Source organism: Micromonospora sp. NBRC 110037 (assembly GCF_001652995.1).
Classification (GTDB): Bacteria; Actinomycetota; Actinomycetes; order Mycobacteriales; family Micromonosporaceae; genus Micromonospora; species Micromonospora chalcea.
The window spans coordinates 217,079-233,043 of sequence record NZ_BBVA01000004.1 but is presented as its reverse complement, the minus strand read 5'-3'; the positions used below and the strand labels follow the sequence as shown (position 1 = coordinate 233,043).

The following is a 15,965-nucleotide window of genomic DNA, read 5'->3' as shown; positions in this document are numbered from 1 at the left end:
GCCGCCGGGATGGTGTCAGACTGGTTGTCATGCCTGAGCTGCGGTCGAGGACCTCCACCCACGGTCGGACGATGGCCGGCGCCCGGGCCCTGTGGCGGGCCACCGGGATGACCGACGACGACTTCGGCAAGCCGATCGTCGCCATCGCCAACAGTTTCACCCAGTTCGTACCCGGTCACGTCCACCTCAAGGACCTCGGCGGCCTGGTCGCCGACGCGGTGGCCGAGGCCGGCGGCGTGGGGCGGGAGTTCAACACCATCGCCGTGGACGACGGCATCGCCATGGGCCACGGCGGCATGCTCTACTCCCTGCCCAGCCGGGAGCTGATCGCCGACGCGGTCGAGTACATGGTCAACGCGCACTGCGCGGACGCCCTGGTCTGCATCTCCAACTGCGACAAGATCACCCCGGGCATGCTGCTCGCCGCGCTGCGGCTCAACATCCCCACCGTCTTCGTCTCCGGCGGCCCGATGGAGGCCGGCAAGACGGTGGCGATCGAGGGAGTCGTGCACTCCAAGATCGACCTGATCGACGCCATGATCGCCTCCTCGAACGAGGCGGTCACCGACGACCAGCTCGGCGAGATCGAGCGCTCCGCCTGCCCGACCTGCGGGTCCTGCTCCGGCATGTTCACCGCCAACTCGATGAACTGTCTCACCGAGGCGATCGGCCTCGCGCTACCAGGCAACGGCTCGACGCTCGCCACCCACGCCGCGCGCCGGTCGCTGTTCGTCGAGGCCGGGCGCACGATCGTGGAGATCGCCAAGCAGTGGTACGAGAACGACGACGCCTCGGTGCTGCCGCGCTCGATCGCCGGCCGGGAGGCGTTCGAGAACGCGATCGCCCTCGACGTGGCCATGGGCGGCTCCACGAACACGGTGCTGCACCTGCTCGCCGCCGCCCGCGAGGCCGAGCTGGACTTCGGCGTCGCCGACATCGACGCGATCTCCCGCCGGGTGCCGTGCCTGGCCAAGGTCGCCCCGAACTCGCCGAACTACCACATGGAGGACGTGCACCGGGCCGGCGGCATCCCGGCCATCCTCGGTGAGCTGGACCGCGCCGGGCTGCTGCACCGAGACGTGCGCGCGGTGCACTCCCCCGGCCTCGACAAGTGGCTGGCCGACTGGGACGTGCGCGGCGGCTCGGCCACGCGAGAGGCGATCGAGCTGTTCCACGCCGCCCCGGGCGGCGTGCGCACCACCGAGCCGTTCTCCACCACCAACCGCTGGTCGTCGCTGGACACCGACGCGGCCGGAGGCTGCATCCGGGACCGGGAGCACGCCTACAGCGCGGACGGCGGCCTGGCCATCCTGCACGGCAACCTCGCGCCGGCCGGCTGCGTGGTGAAGACCGCCGGCGTGCCCGAGGAGTGCCTGACGTTCCGCGGCCCGGCCAAGGTCTACGAGTCGCAGGACGACGCGGTGACCGCGATCCTCGCCAAGGAGATCGTCGCCGGGGACGTCGTGGTGATCCGGTACGAGGGCCCGAAGGGCGGCCCCGGCATGCAGGAGATGCTCTACCCGACCTCGTTCCTCAAGGGCCGGGGGCTGGGCCGCTCCTGCGCGCTGCTCACCGACGGCCGGTTCTCCGGCGGCACCTCCGGCCTGTCCATCGGGCACGTCTCCCCGGAGGCCGCCTCCGGTGGGCTGATCGCGCTGGTCCGCGACGGCGACGAGATCGTCATCGACATCCCGGGCCGGTCGATCGAGCTGAACGTGCCCGCCGACGAGCTGGAGGCGCGCCGGGTGGCCGAGGAGAAGCGAGACCGCCCGTACACCCCGGTCGACCGGCAGCGTCCGGTGTCGGCGGCGCTGCGCGCGTACGCCTCGATGGCGACCTCGGCCAGCGACGGCGCCTACCGCCGCGTCCCGGAGTGATGTAAGGAAGGGCCCCTTCTTAACGCCTCCGGTAGAGGAGGGGGCCCTTCTTAACGCCCGCGCGCCGGTAGGGTCCGGCGGCGTGGAGACGACGGTGAGTTACGCGCGACTGGTCCGGCCGGCGATCGACCGGGTGTACGTGGGCGCCCGCTGGGCAGCGCGCGCCCGGATGGAGGCGTTCTACGCCGAGCGGGGCTGCACACTCGGCGCGGAGAACAGCTTCTTCTCCGGTGTGCTGGCCCGGCCGATGCCCGCCGAGGCGCTGGCCGACGGCCTGATCTACACCCCCGGAAGCATGGACGAGGAACTGGCGCAGGGCGTCGTCGTCCGGGACGACGAGGGCGCGTGGCACCTCACCGACCTGGGCCGGGAACTGACGCTGTTCGCCCAGCGGGCCACCGGCGAGGCCGCCGAGGAACTGTGGGCCATGCTGCCCGGCGTGCTGCCCGGCCTGGGCGTCGTGCCCCGGCTCGCCGACCTGGTCGGCCGGGTGCTGGCGCACGCGCAGGCCACCGGCGGGCCGGTGTTCCGGGCGATGTCCCCGCCGTACGAGCCGGAAGGGGCCTCCCCGGCGCTGCTGCTCGTCACCCGGTTGGGCTCGCTGCGGCACCACCGCGCGGACGCGCACCGGGCCGCGTGGCGGGCCGCCGGGCTGACCGCCGACGAGATCCGCGCGCTGCCGGACGGCCCGGAACGCGCGGCGATCGAGGCGGACACCGACCGCCGCGACGAGCCGGCGTACGCGGCGCTCACCGAGGCCGAGCGCTGGGAACTGCTGGCCGGCCTCGCCGCACTGCCCAACTAGCGCCCCGCGGCCTCCGCGGCCATCGGGTGGAACGTCATGGGTGTCTCAGGACCCGTTTGACACCCATGGCGTTCCCCTCACCGCTGGGCGGGGTCCTCCTCAGCCGGGGCGGTGCCGTCTATCGGCAGGCCAAACTCCGCCGGTGAGTTCTCGTCGGTGCCGTCCAGGTCCGCGTGCGGCTCGTCCGGGATGACGTCGTCGGGATCGGCGCCTCCGGCGTGCAGTTCGGACAGCTCAACCGGATCAGTCATGCCGCCCTGGTACCCGCCCGGCGCCGCCCGAACCCGCCCGAACCCGCCCGAGGGCCGACGGGGTCAGGCGCGCGGCAGGTGTCGTTCGAGGCCGTCGAAGAGCAGGTCGAGGGTGAACTCGAACTCGGTCTGGGAGTCGCACCAGCCCAGCGTCGGATCGGCCGCGTCGTGCGTCTCGGCGGCCACCATCGCGGCCAGGTGCGGCAGCCGTTCGGCCAGCGCCACCATCTCCGCTTCCGCGGCTGCGGCGTCGGCCGCCCCGCCCGCGTTCGGGCGGAACACCTCCTGGGCGAAGCCGAGCGCCATGCTGCCGAACGCGTGCAGCGCCCGGTGGGCGATCCGGTACGAGAAGCCGCCGTCGACGAGCGTGGCGAGGATGCCGTCGTAGTAGGCGTACACCCCGGCGGGGACGGTCGGGCGCGAGCTGAGCAGCGCGGGGGCCCACGGGTGCCGCAGCATGACCGCGCGAGCGGCGAGGAAGCGCAGCCGCAGCCGGGTACGCCAGTCGCCGCCGGGCGCGTCCGCTTCGGCACGCTCGGCGGCCGAGGTGATCTCCGTGGCGACCGCGTCCACGAGGCCGTCGAGCAGTCCGGCCTTGCCGGGTAGGTGGTGGTAGAGCGACATGGCCTCGACGCCGAGTTCGGCGGCGAGCCGGCGCATCGTCAGCGCCTCCATCCCTTCCGCGTCGACGAGGGCGATCGCGCTGGCCAGGGCCCGCTCGCGGCTCAGCGGCTCCCGAGGTTTCCGCGCTCCCATCCGGCTCCCCATCTCCCCTTGACCTTACAACGTATGGTTGGCCTTACGGCGTAAGGCAAGCCCCGCCACCGCGTCGTTCACCCCCGAAGGAGCCGCCATGCACCAGCTGATCCGTACCGCCCGGGTGACCGGGCTGTTCTACCTCGGGCTCGCCGTCACCGGCGCGCTGGGGTTCCTCACCGTCCGGCCGATGATCTTCAACCCGGACGACGCGGGCGCGACGTTCGCCAACCTGGTGGCCCACGAGTCGCTGGCCCGCGTCGGCGTCGCCCTCGAACTGCTCGTCGTCCTCACCCAGGCGCTCACCGCCGTCTGGTTCCACCGCCTGTTCCGGACTGTCGACAGCACCGCCTCGGGCAGCATCGCCGCCTTCGGGCTCGTCAACGCGGTCGCGATCCTGGGCAGCGCCGCAGTGCTCGCGACGGCCCTGGGGGTGGCGACCGGAGGGCCGGGCGACGCCGACACGGTCCAGCTGCTCTACCTGGTCAGCGGGAACCTGTGGGAGGTGGGCGGCCTCTTCTTCGGGCTCTGGCTGGTGCCGATGGGCTGGTGCGTGCTCCGGTCGGGCTGGCTGCCCCGGCCGCTGGGCCGGCTCCTCGTCGCCGGTGGCGTCGGCTACGTGCTCATGACGTTCGTCGCGTACCTCGCCCCCGGCGCCGGCATCGTCGGCGATCTGCTGGTGGTGCCCGCCACGGTGGGCGAGGTGTGGATCCTCGGCTACCTGATCATCTTCGGCGTGCGAAAGCGCGCGGAGACGGATGCCAGGGCGACCGCGGCCTAGGCGGGGCTCGCGGCCAGGGCGACACCCCGGGCGTACCGGATGGCGGCCGGGGTGTCCGCGAACACCAGGCCCTCGCGGCGCAGCTCCTCGGCGACGCCGAGCGTGCTGAGCACCTGGTCGTGGCCCGGGGTGATGCCGGAGAGCAGCACCGTGATCCCCCGGGCGCGCAGCCGGGCGATGGCGTCGCCGAGCACCTGCGCGCCGGTGGCGTCGATGGTGGAGACGCGGGACATCCGCAGGATCACCACCCGCACGTCGGCCACCTCGGCCAACTGGAGCAGGAACGTGTGCGCGGCGGCGAAGAAGAGCGGCCCGTCCAGCCGGTACGCGACGATGTGCTCGGCGAGCAGCGCGTGCTCCTCGGCGCTGTGCTCGCCGGTGTCCAGCGGCACCTGTTCCAGCTTGGCGCTGCGGGCCACCGCGCGCAGCGCCAGCACGACCGCGACAGCGAGCCCGACGACCACAGCTGTCACCAGGTCCCAGATGACGGTGACGGCGAACGTCAGCACCAGTACCACCGCGTCGGCGCGGGTGGCCCGCATCAGCGCCAGCAGGGAGGCGGCCTCCACCATCCGGACGGTGGTGGCGAGCAGCACCCCGGCCAGGGCGGCCAGCGGGATGCGCCCGACGAGCGGGGCGGCGGCGAGCACGATCGCGGCGAGGGCCACCGCGTGGGTGAGCGCGGCGAGCTTCGAGGACGCCCCGGCGCGAACGTTCACCGCGGTACGGGCGATGGCGGCGGTCGCCGGGATGCCGCCGAAGACCGGGGAGGCGAGGTTGGCCAGGCCCTGGCCGAACAGTTCGCGGTCCGGGTCGTGCCGCTCGCCGACTGTCATGCCGTCGGCCACGGTGGCGGAGAGCAGGCTCTCCAGCGCGGCGAGCGCGGCCACGGCGAGCGCGCTGGGCAGCAGTACGCCCAGCGCGCCGAGGTCGACGAAGTCCAGCGACGGCGCGGGCAGCCCCTGCGGCAGCTCGCCGATCCGGGCCAGGTCGATCGGGGCCAGCTCGGCGAGGAGCGTCGCGGCGGCCACCCCGACCAGGGAGAACGGCACGGCGGGCCGCCACCGGCCGCCGAGCAGCATCAGCGCCGCCACGCCGAGCGCGACAGCGATCGCGGCGGGCCGGGGATGCGCGGCGAACCGGGCGACCGCGTCGGCGGCCACCGCCCACACCTTCTCGCCGTGCGCGCCGGTGACGCCGAGCGCGGCCGGCACCTGTTGCAGCGCGATGACCACGGCGATGCCGGCGGTGAACCCCTCGATCACCGGGGACGGCAGGTAGCGGACGTACCGGCCGAGGCGGGCCAGGGCGAGCGCGATCAGGATCAGCCCGGCCAGCGCGCCGACCATCAGCACGCCACCGGCGCCGAACTGCTGTACCACCGGCACCAGCACGACAGTCATCGCTCCGGTGGGGCCGGAGACCTGGAGGTTGGAGCCGCCGAAGACCGCGGAGACCGCTCCGGCGACGACGGCGGTGACGAGGCCGGCCTGCGCGCCGAGGCCGGAGGTGACGCCGAAGGCGAGCGCCAGGGGCAGCGCCACCACGGCGACGGTGAGCCCGGCGAGCAGGTCGCGCCGGGGCGAGCGGCGCGCCGCCGCCCAGTCGGCCCGGCCGGGCAGCAGCCCGCGGAACAGCCGGCCCGTCTGCCGTACGACGTCACCGGCGCGAAGGGCAGTCGCCGCGCTCACCGGTCCGTCCCCGAGGCCCGCAGCTCGTCCAGCAGGGCGTCCCGGTCGGTGAGGACCGCGCCGAGGATGCGCCGCCCGGCGGCGAGCAGGTCCGCCACGTCGGGGGTGCTGAGCGCGTACATGACGAGGGGGCCGTCCCGGTACGAGGTGACCATGCCGGCGCGGCGCAGCACGGCGAGCTGCTGGGAGAGGTTGGACGCCTCCACGTCGATGGCGGCGAGCAGGTCGCGGACCGGTTTCGGCCCGTCCTGGAGCAGTTCGAGCACCCGGATGCGCACGGGGTGTCCGAGGGTGCGGAACAGCTCCGCCTTGGCCTGGTACAGCGGCACCGACACGACACACCCCTCCGACGACTACTCTGAAGACTTTAGCACTTGCATAAATCTTCACATCGACGGAGATGAAGGGCGTCCCGCTCAGGCCAGGTCGTTGACGCAGCGCAGCACCGGCCGGGAGATGAGCGCCTCGGCATCCAGCGGACGCGTGGTGCTCACCGTGAAGACGACGCTCTCCCCCGGCAGCAGCGTCACCAGCGCCCGGTCCACCTCCGCGGCCGGATCGAGGCGGTCCGGGAACAGCGTCAGGTCACGCAACACCGTCCGCGCGGTCACCCGGACCCGCCGGCCGCCGTCCACCGGCTCGACCGCCGCGTCCCACTGCGCCGCCGGCCACCGCACGTCGCGGTCCTCGGCGAAGAACCACAGCGCGCGCTCCGCGGCGTCCCCGGCGTCCGCGACGAGCAGTTCCGCGCGGCCGTCGTCCGGCCGCGCCAGCTCCGCCGGCAGTTCCACCACGACCGAGGAGTACGCCGGGACGTCGAGGTCGACCGAGGTCTTCGCCCTCGGCTCCCCGGTGACTGTCAACCGGGTGACCGTGGCCGGCCCGCGCCACGCCTGCGCGGTCTCGTTCACCGCCACCAGCGCCGGCCGGCCGTCGCGCGGCTGCACGGTGAGCAGCCGGTCGGCGTAGGCGCGGCGCAGCGCGTACCACAGGGGTTTGCGGCGCCCGTCGCCGTCGATCGCCGACCACGACGTGACCGGCCAGCAGTCGTTGAGCTGCCACACGACGGTGCCGGCGCAGACCGGCCGGTGCGAGCGGAAGTGCTCCACGCCGAACTGGATGGCGCGGGCCTGGTTGAGCTGAGTGAGGTAGTGCCAGTCGTCGAAGTCGGCGGGCGGCGGCAGGTGGGCGTCGAGCCCGCGCCGCAGCTTGCCGTCCCCGTCGGCTGCCTTCTGGTGGTGCGTCATGCCCGGCGAGTCGTGCGCGAGCGGGTCGTCGGAGAGGGCCCGGCGCAGCGTCGCGTATGTGGGCGGCGCCTGGTAGCCGAACTCGGCCACGAAGCGCGGCACGTAGTCCCGGTAGCGCGTGTAGTCGTCGGTGTTCCACACGTCCCAGATGTGCGTGGTGCCGTGCGCCGGGTCGTTGGGGTGAAGTTCCTCGCTGCCGGACCAGGGACTGCCCGGCCAGTACGGGACGGTCGGGTCCAGCTCCCCGACGACGGCGGGGAGCAGCTCCAGGTAGTAGCCGCGCCCCCAGGTGCGCCCGGCCAGGGGTTCCTGCCAGTCCCAGTCGTGCCAGCCCCAGATGTTCTCGTTGTTGCCGGTCCAGAGCACCAGCGACGGGTGCCCGGCGAGCCGGGTCACCTGCTCGCGCGCCTCCGCCTCGACCTCGGTGCGGAACGGTTCCTCCTCCGGGTACGCGGCGCAGGCGAACAGGAAGTCCTGCTGCACCAGCAATCCCATCTCGTCGGCCAGGTCGTAGAAGTCGTCCGACTCGTACCGGCCGCCGCCCCAGACGCGCAGCAGGTTGACGTGCGCGCCGGCCGCCTGGCCGAACCGCTGCGCGAGGCGCTCCCGGGTGACCCGGTTCGGGAACGCGTCGTCGGGGATCCAGTTCACGCCCCTGACGAACACCGGCACGTCATTGACGTGCAGCGCGAACGGGGTGCCGTGCGCGTCGGGCGTGGTGTCCAGGCGTACCGAGCGGAACCCGATCCGGCGGGACGCGGCGTCCAACTCCCGGCCGTCGGCGCCGTGCAGGGTGGCGTCGAGGTCGTAGCGGGGCTGGTCGCCGTACCCGATCGGCCACCACAGCGCGGGGTCCGCGACGGTGAGCGTCACGACGGCGGTCCGCTCCCCCGCCGGTACGGCGATCTCGGCGGTGACCCCGGCGACGGTGGCGCGGACGGTCAGCGGCTCGTCGCCGGTCCGCTCGACCTCGGCGTGCAGCTCGACCCGGCCGACGCCGTCGACCACCGTGACGATCGGCCGGACCGACGCGAGCCGGGCGGTGGACCAGGCGTGCAGGCCGATGTCGCGCCAGATGCCGGCGGTGACGAGCGTCGGTCCCCAGTCCCAGCCGAAGTTGCAGGCGGTCTTGCGGATGAAGTGGAACGGCTCCGGGTACGCGTTCGGCCGGTCACCGAGCCGGTCCCGGTGCGCCTCGGCATACCGGTACGGGGAGTCGAAGCGTACGGCCAGGGTGTTGCCGTCCGGGCGCAGCAGCGCGCGGACGTCGAAGCGGTACGAGCGGTGCTGGTTCTCGGTGCGGCCGACCTCGACGCCGTTGAGCGTGACGGTGGCGACCGTGTCCAGGCCGGCGCAGACCAGGTCGACCCGCTCTTCGTCGCCGGGCTGCCATCCGAACGTCGTCTCGTAGACCCAGTCGGTGCGGCCGATCCAGGTGAGGCGGTTCTCGTTGTCGTCCAGGTACGGGTCGGGGATGAGGCCGGCCGCGAGCAGGTCGGTGTGCACGCATCCGGGCACTGTCGCCGGCACCGCCGTCCCGGCGATCTGCGGCGGCACCGCCGGACCGGGCTCGGCCCGCAGCGTCCATCCCTCGTGCAGCAGAGTTCGACGGCTCACGACTTCACCGCGCCTTCCATGATTCCGCGGACGATCTGACGTCCACCGATGAACAGCATGACCAGCAGGGGCACGGTGGCGATGAACGCACCAGCGAGCACCCGCCGGTAGATCACGTAGTTGCCGCTTGCGAGGTCGGAGACCGCCACCATCGACGTCGGGTAGTCGGTGCCGCTGAGCGTGATGAGCGGCCACTGGAAGTCGTTCCAGGTGGCCACGAACGTGAGCAGGCCGAGCACCGCCAGCGCCGGGCGGATCGCGGGGAGCACGATCGTCGCGTACACACGCATGGTCGTGGCGCCGTCGACCCGGGCCGACTCGATCAGCTCGTCCGGGACGGTGTTCAGGATGAACTGCCGCATGTAGAACACGCCGAACGCGGTGACCAGGCCGGGCGCGATGACGGCGAGCAGCGTGCCGTTCCAGCCGAGCTTGCCCATCACGATGTAGAGCGCCACGATGCCGAGCTGGTTGGGCACGGTGAGCGTGAGCACCACGAACAGCATCAGCGCGCGGCTGCCCCGGAAGCGCAGCTTGGCGAACGCGAAGCCGGCCAGCGAGCAGAAGAACAGCACCGAGGCGGTCACCACCACCGAGACGATGACGCTGTTGATCAGCGACGCGGCGAAGTAGACGTCTTGGAGGGAGAAGACCTCCTCGACGTTCGTCAGGAACCGGTCGCCGGGGATCACCGCGGGCGGCAGCTTCGCCAGCGCCTCGTCGTCACTGGTGGCGATGACGAACATCCAGTAGAGCGGGAACGCGGCGAACAGCATGCTGACCGCGAGCAGCAGGTAGGTCCAGAGCCCGGCCGGGGTGTCCTGCGGGGCCCGGGCCACCACACGTCGGGTCGTCACCGGCGGCCTCCGGAGAGTCGGTTGGTCAGCAGGTAGTTGAGGCCGGCCACGATCAGGATGATCAGGAACAACGCCCAGGACATGGCGGCGGCGTAGCCGAGGTTGAGGTCCTTCCAGCCGACCTTGTAGATGAGCTGGGCGATGGTCTGCCATTCGCCGTCCGGCCCGCCGGTCGCGGCCTGCGCGTTCGGGTCGAACAGCATCGGCTCGGTGAACAACTGCAACCCGCCGATGGTGGAGAGGATGACTGTGAACAGGACCACCGGCTGGATCATCGGCACGGTTATCCGCCAGAGCTGCTTCCACTGCCCGGCGCCGTCGATGGCGGCGGCCTCGTAGACGTCGCGCGGGATGGACTGCATGGCGGCCAGGTAGAGCAGCGCGTTGTAGCCGATCCACTTCCAGTTGACCATGGTGGCGATGGCGATCCAGGCCTGGAGCTTGCCGGCCCGCCAGTCGATCGGGTCGTCCGCGCCGCCGATGCCGAGCAGGCCGAGCACCCAGTTGGCCATGCCGAAGTCGCGGGAGAAGAAGACGCTGAACACCAGCGTCGAGGCCACGATCGGTGTCACGTACGGCAGCAGGACACCCACCCGCCACCAGGTCTGCGCCCGCAGCTTGCGGTTGAGCAGCGACGCGACGAGCAGCGCGAGCAGCAGTTGCGGCACTGTGGAGAGCAGGAAGATGCCGAACGTGTTGTAAAGGGCGTTCCAGAAGTCCTCGTCGGCGATCAGGCGGCTGAAGTTCTCCAGGCCCGCCCAGTACGGCAGCGTCGGGTCGTCCAGGCGGTAGTTGCGCAGCGACACGACCGCGTTGAACAGCAGCGGGAACAGCCCGAACACGAGGAAGAGCAGGAAGAACGGCGCGATCATCAGGTACGGCATGTAGCGCATGTCGAAGCGGTACAGCCGGTCGCGCCAGGTCATCCGCCGGTCGCCGGCACTGCCGCCCTGCGGCGCGGGTGGGCGGCGGGGCGGTGCGGCACGGGTGCTGGACATCTGTTCACTCCAGGGCCGGGAGATCGGACGGTGACGGGGCGGGCCGGGCCGCCCCGTCACCGCTGACACGTCAGGACTTCGCGGCCTTCTCGGCCTCCTTGACCGCCTCGTTCCAGGCGGCGTCGGACTTGAGCGACTTGTTCTCCACCCGCCGGATCACGTTCTCCACCGCCACCCGGGTCGGGCCGTTCTTGCGGCCCAGGTACTGCGGGGTGAGGCCCTGCGCCATCTTCGGGAAGATCTGGCCGACCGGGGCGTCGTTGAAGAACGGGTTCTTGAAGTCGGCGATGGCCGGGTCGGTGTAGAGCTCCGGCTGCGACGGCAGGTTGCCGACCTTCTTGAAGATCTCGATCTGCTGTTCCGGCGCGACCAGCCAGGTCAGCAGCTTGTACGCCTCGTCGACGTTCTTGCCCTGCTTCGGCAACGTCAGGAACGATCCGCCCCAGTTGCCGCCGCCACCCGGTACCGCGGCGATGTCCCACTTGCCCTCGGTGCCGGGCGCGGTGTCCTTGATGTGGCCGAGCATCCAGGCCGGGCAGGCGAGCACCGCGAACGCGCCGCTGGTGAAGCCCTTGTCCCAGTCGGCCTGGAAGCTGACCAGGTTTGCCGACAGCCCGGCGCCGACGGCCTTCACCGTGTAATCGAACGCCACCTTCGGGCCCTGCTCCATCCGGAGCTGGTCCTGCTCGTCGTAGAACCCGACCGGCTGCTGACCGAGGATCGGGTTGAACAGGTTGGTGCCGGCGTCGATGAACTTCTTCTTCGTCGTGGTGGTGTACTGCTGGCCGACCTCGATGAACCTGTCCCAGGTGGGCCAGAGCGCTGACACCTGGTCGCGTTCGGTGGGCAGGCCGGCGGCCTTGAACAGGTCGGTGCGGTAGCACATGGCCAGGCCGCCGACGTCGGTGCCGAGGCCGATCTGCGTCTTGCCGTCCGCCGACAGCGACTGCTTCCACTTCCAGGGCAGGTACTTGCTCTCGTACGAGCCGGCGCCCTTGTCGAGCAGGTTGACGAACTTGTCGGACTGGCTTCGGAACTGGACCATGAAGCCCTCGTCGATCGCCGCGATGTCCGGCGCGCCGTTGCCCGCGACGAGCTTCTTCTGCAGGTCCTCGTGCTGGGCGTTGTACTCGCCCGAGTTGAGCTGGATCTTGACGTTCGGATGTTCGGCCTCGTACCTGGCCTTGAGGTCCTGGAGCCCGAAGTCGCCCCAGAAGTTGATTTTCAGCGTGACCTGACCACCGGCCGGGTCGGAGCCGCCGGTGGTGCTCCGGCCGCTGCAGGCGGCGATCATGACCAGGCTGACGGCACCGACGGCGGTCACCCGCGCCAGGTGCGTCCAGGACCGTCTCATCTCATCCTCCGCGCCGAAATGGGAACGCTCCCGAATATCGAGAGACGTTGACTGAACCGGATAAGTGACGCCACCGTACGGTTCCCATTCACGACTGTCAACGGCCGGTTACCGATGTGCCGATCCGGTAACCTCGCCGCCGCTCACGACCACGCTGCGGGCGGTCTCGTCGGGTCCGCGCTCTAGGCTGAACCGCACAAGCGACTGGCGCCGGATGCGGTCCACCGATGCCGCCCGCGGCACCCGGACCCGGCACCGCGTGCAGTAGCGTCACCAGACGCCGGTGATCCGGCGACCGGAAGCGCCCGCGAGGGCCGGACACAGTGGAGGAACGCTCCGGTGAAGCGGCCGACCATCGCCGACGTCGCCCGGCGCGCCGGGGTCTCCAAGGGCGCGGTGTCGTACGCCCTCAACGGCCAGCCCGGCGTCTCCGAGGCGACCCGCCAGCGCATCCTCGCGATCGCCGCCGAGATCGGGTTCCGGCCCAGCAGCGCCGCCCGCGCGTTGTCCGGGGCGACCGCCAAGGCGGTCGGGCTGGCGCTGTGCCGCCCCGCCCGGATACTCGGCATCGAGCCGTTCTTCATGGAGCTGATCAGCGGCGTCGAGGCCGAGCTGTCGGCCCGCTCGTACGCGCTCACGCTCCAGGTGGTCAGCGACCAGGACGCCGAGATCGCGGTCTACCGGCGGTGGTGGGCCGAACGCCGGGTCGACGGCGTGCTCGTCTGCGACCTGCGCACCGACGACCGGCGGGTGCCGGCGCTGGAGGAGCTGCAACTGCCGGCGGTGGTGATCGGCGGCCCCGGCCACACCGGCGGCCTCGCGAGCGTCTGGGCCGACGACGCGGCGGCGCTGGTCGAGACGGTGGAGTACCTGGTCGCGCTCGGCCACCGGCGCATCGCCCGGGTCGGCGGGCTGCCCTCGCTGCTGCACACCGAGATCCGCACCGAGGCGTTCACCGGCGTGTGCCGGCGGCTCGGGCTGGAGGAGGCGCAGACGGTCTGGTCCGACTACACCGGCGAGGAGGGCGCGCGGGCGACCCGCCGGCTGCTCAGCTCTGCCGCCCGCCCCACCGCGGTGATCTACGACAACGACGTGATGGCGATCGCCGGGCTCTCGGTGGCCCAGGAGATGGGCCTCACCGTCCCCGGCGACCTGTCCATCGTGGCCTGGGACGACTCGCCGCTCTGCCGGCTGGTGCACCCGCCGCTGACCGCGCTGGGCCGGGACATCCCGGCGTACGGCGCGCACGCCGCCCGGCAGCTCCTCGCCGTGATCGCGGGTGAGCCGGCCGCCGTGGTCCAGGACGAGACCGCGCACCTCACGCCGCGCGGCAGCACGGCCCCACCTCGTACGACGGACCGCTGAACCGGTTCAGCTCACCGGGCTGCGGACGGGAACTCCTCGAACCACGCCTCGACCCGCTCGGCGGTCGCCGGGCGGGCCAGCGCGAAGCCCTGCCCGTACCGGCAGCCGGCCCGGCGCGCGCCCGCCACCTGGCCCTCCGACTCCAGCTCCTCGACCACCAACTCGACCCCGAGCCGGTCGGCCAGGTTCGCCACCACGTCGATGAGCGGACGCTGCCCGTCCCCACCCGGCCGGACCAGATGCGGGCCCACCTTGAGCAGGTCGATCGGCAGGCGGCGGAGCTGGGCGAGCGAGGCGTGCTCGGCGCGGAAGTCGTCGAGCGCGGTCCGCACGCCGATCGAGCGGAGACCGGCCAGCCGGGCCACCACAGTGGACAACTCGGCGCCCACCCCCGGCTCGGCCACCTCCACCACCAGCCGCTCCGGCGACACGTCGTACGCGGCCAGCGCGGTCGCCGTACGCGCCACGAAGTCCGGCGCGGCCAGCTCACGCGGCGTCACGTTGACAGCCATCCACAGCTCCCGGCCGCCCCCCGACCACGCGGCGAGCTGGCGGCAGGCCCGGTCCACCACCCACCGCCCGATCTCGCCGACCAGATCGAGGTCGGCCGCCACCGGCAGCAACTCCGCCGGCAGCACGGTGCCCAGCGTGGGACTGCGCCAGCGCAGCAACGCCTCGGTGCCGACCGGTGTCCGCTCCGCGAGCGCCACCACCGGCTGGTAGACCAGGTCCAGCTCACCGCGCGCCACCGCGCCGGGCAGCTCCCGTTCCAGATCCAGGCGCCGGACCAGTTGCTCCTCCAGGTAGGCGTCGTACCACTCGACCCGGTCCCGGCCGAGCTGCACCGCCCGGCGGCGGGCCAGGTCGGCCTGACGCAGCACGTCCTCCGGCTCGCCGCTTCCGGTCTCGGCCAGCCCGACGCTCACCCGCACCCGGGCCACCCCGCCCGGCCGCGGGTACGGCTCGGTCAGCGCCGCCAGCAGCCGGGTGCCGAGCGCGTACGCCAGCACCGGCCCGACATCGGTGAGGACCGCGTACTCGGTGTCGCCCAGCCGGGCGATCAGGTCGTGCGCCTCGACGCCGGTTCGGAGCCGGCGCGCGACCTCGGTGAGCACCGGCCCCTCCGGCACGGCCGCGCCCTCGCCGTGCAGGTCGACCACGAGCAGGGCGCCACCGCTGCGCTGCGCCAACGCCCGGACCAGATCCGCGCGCGTCAGCGGCGCGGGCTCGACGGCCCGGGCATCAGGCCCGAGCCGGCGCCGCAGCCACGCCTCCCGGGCCGCCAGTCGTTGCACGCGGCGACGCTGGTCCGCGGCGGCGAGCAGCTCACCCACCATGATCGGCGGAACGACCGTCAGGCCCAGGGCCATCGCGCCGGTGCTGAACTCCCCCACCACGCACAGATGGACACCGGCGGCCAGCGCGGCGATCCCGGCCGGCGCGGTGAGGCGGGGCCAGGCGGCCGGCGCCACGTCCCGGTCCGGCCGCTCCCCGGCCCAGGCACGCCGGAGGCCCGCGACGGTCAGCAGCGCCCCCGCCAGCAGCGGCGCCGCGACAACCGGCAGCGCCCGGTCCGGCGCGCCGTACGCCAGCAGCACCACAAGCAGCGTCAGCCCGCCGAGCGTCAGCGCGGCCCCGGCGTGACAGCGTGCGGCGCCCGGCCGGCGGTGACGTTCGGCGAGGGCCACCACCACGAGCACGGCCAGCACCACCGCGCCGCCCGACGCGGCGATCCCGGCGGCGGCCGGGACCGGGCCGCCCGGCAGCAGCATCCAGCCGGCGAAGACCAGGCTGACGCCGAGCGCGAGCACGTCGACGGTACGGCGTACCAGCTCGGGCCCGGACAGCCGGGACCGCCCGGGCAGGCGCAGCAGCGCCGTCACGTACAGCGGCGCGGTGAGGCACAGCCCGGTCAGCGCGATCGGCAGCCGGTACGCGGGATCACTCAGCGGCAGCACCGCCACGGAGAGCCCGGCGACCAGGACGGCGGCGTCGAGGATCGCGGCGACCCGGCGGGACAACGCGACCCGGCGCGCCTGCCGCCCGGTCGTCACGCCCGGCGCAATGACGTCCCGGCGCTCGGGTGGGCCGGTTTCGGCGCTCCGGGCTGGTGATTCGGCGGTTCGGGCGTCGACGGTCGGCGGCGCGTTCGGGGCGAGGTCGCTCGGAGCGGGCAGCGCTCCGCCGGCCAGCCAGGCGAGCCGGACGCAGGCGAGCGCGGATCCACCGGCGACGGCGAGCGCGGTCGCGGCCGGACCGGGTAGGAGCCCGGCGACGCCCGCCAGGAGAAAGACCGCGCCGGTGAGCGACACGGCGACATCGGGCAGGGGTGGCCGCCGACGGGGACCGGCGGGAGGAGGGACGGG

The 15,965-nt window shown here is 72.8% G+C and carries 13 protein-coding genes; 4 read left to right on the top strand and 9 right to left on the bottom strand.

The annotated features are described in order from the left end of the window. The first annotated feature begins 29 nt into the window (after positions 1 to 29). A complete protein-coding gene (ilvD, locus tag A4R25_RS14050; protein ID WP_082931014.1) occupies positions 30 to 1,877 on the top strand; it encodes a dihydroxy-acid dehydratase in 1,848 nt (615 codons plus the stop codon). Between the two features lie 82 nt (positions 1,878 to 1,959). Then, positions 1,960 to 2,682 carry a hypothetical protein gene (locus tag A4R25_RS14045; RefSeq protein WP_231915526.1) on the top strand — a complete coding sequence of 241 codons (723 nt, stop codon included), beginning with the start codon at positions 1,960 to 1,962 and terminating at the stop codon, positions 2,680 to 2,682. 77 nt (positions 2,683 to 2,759) lie between these two features. On the opposite strand, the gene A4R25_RS31480 is transcribed toward A4R25_RS14045, so the two are convergent. Together A4R25_RS31480 and A4R25_RS14040 are read right to left on the bottom strand one after the other, a co-directional pair. Next, the gene (locus tag A4R25_RS31480; protein ID WP_187692897.1) at positions 2,760 to 2,933 is read right to left on the bottom strand and encodes a hypothetical protein; all 174 of its coding nucleotides are present in this window, start codon (positions 2,931 to 2,933) and stop codon (positions 2,760 to 2,762) included. Positions 2,934 to 2,996: 63 nt separating this feature from the next. Then, a complete protein-coding gene (locus A4R25_RS14040) occupies positions 2,997 to 3,701 on the bottom strand; it encodes a TetR/AcrR family transcriptional regulator C-terminal domain-containing protein (RefSeq protein ID WP_082931013.1) in 705 nt (234 codons plus the stop codon). A gap of 85 nt (positions 3,702 to 3,786) precedes the next feature. Here A4R25_RS14040 and A4R25_RS14035 point away from each other — a divergent pair, with 85 nt between their 5' ends. Further along, a complete protein-coding gene (locus tag A4R25_RS14035; RefSeq protein WP_064446994.1) occupies positions 3,787 to 4,470 on the top strand; it encodes a DUF4386 domain-containing protein in 684 nt (227 codons plus the stop codon). Here A4R25_RS14035 and A4R25_RS14030 read toward each other — a convergent pair. The 6 genes from A4R25_RS14030 to A4R25_RS14005 all read right to left on the bottom strand — a co-directional run bounded on the left by A4R25_RS14030 (position 4,467) and on the right by A4R25_RS14005 (position 12,234). Continuing rightward, positions 4,467 to 6,161 (bottom strand): SulP family inorganic anion transporter, encoded by a 1,695-nt coding sequence (locus A4R25_RS14030; protein ID WP_064446993.1) that lies wholly within the window; start codon positions 6,159 to 6,161, stop codon positions 4,467 to 4,469. The two genes, A4R25_RS14035 and A4R25_RS14030, sit on opposite strands and share 4 nt — an antisense overlap. Further along, entirely contained in the window at positions 6,158 to 6,496 is a 339-nt protein-coding gene (locus tag A4R25_RS14025) for a helix-turn-helix transcriptional regulator (RefSeq protein ID WP_013284484.1), read from the bottom strand. The genes A4R25_RS14030 and A4R25_RS14025 overlap by 4 nt, the downstream gene beginning before the upstream one ends. A gap of 81 nt (positions 6,497 to 6,577) precedes the next feature. Next, the gene (locus A4R25_RS14020) at positions 6,578 to 9,025 is read right to left on the bottom strand and encodes a glycoside hydrolase family 2 protein (RefSeq protein ID WP_064446992.1); all 2,448 of its coding nucleotides are present in this window, start codon (positions 9,023 to 9,025) and stop codon (positions 6,578 to 6,580) included. Then, positions 9,022 to 9,882 (bottom strand): carbohydrate ABC transporter permease, encoded by an 861-nt coding sequence (locus tag A4R25_RS14015; RefSeq protein ID WP_043326027.1) that lies wholly within the window; start codon positions 9,880 to 9,882, stop codon positions 9,022 to 9,024. Before A4R25_RS14015 ends, A4R25_RS14020 begins: the two co-directional genes overlap by 4 nt. Continuing rightward, complete coding sequence (locus A4R25_RS14010) at positions 9,879 to 10,880, bottom strand: carbohydrate ABC transporter permease (protein ID WP_064446991.1); 1,002 nt, start codon at positions 10,878 to 10,880, stop codon at positions 9,879 to 9,881. Before A4R25_RS14010 ends, A4R25_RS14015 begins: the two co-directional genes overlap by 4 nt. A gap of 70 nt (positions 10,881 to 10,950) precedes the next feature. Continuing rightward, positions 10,951 to 12,234, bottom strand: coding sequence for an ABC transporter substrate-binding protein (locus A4R25_RS14005; protein ID WP_064446990.1), 1,284 nt, complete (start codon positions 12,232 to 12,234; stop codon positions 10,951 to 10,953). 339 nt (positions 12,235 to 12,573) lie between these two features. Here A4R25_RS14005 and A4R25_RS14000 point away from each other — a divergent pair, with 339 nt between their 5' ends. Beyond that, a complete protein-coding gene (locus tag A4R25_RS14000) occupies positions 12,574 to 13,599 on the top strand; it encodes a LacI family DNA-binding transcriptional regulator (RefSeq protein WP_064446989.1) in 1,026 nt (341 codons plus the stop codon). Between the two features lie 11 nt (positions 13,600 to 13,610). Here the strand turns inward: A4R25_RS14000 and A4R25_RS13995 are convergent, their stop codons facing one another. After that, positions 13,611 to 15,911: a GGDEF domain-containing protein gene (locus A4R25_RS13995; protein ID WP_064446988.1), complete on the bottom strand. Its 2,301-nt coding sequence runs from the start codon at positions 15,909 to 15,911 to the stop codon at positions 13,611 to 13,613. Between the last annotated feature and the right edge of the window lie 54 nt (positions 15,912 to 15,965).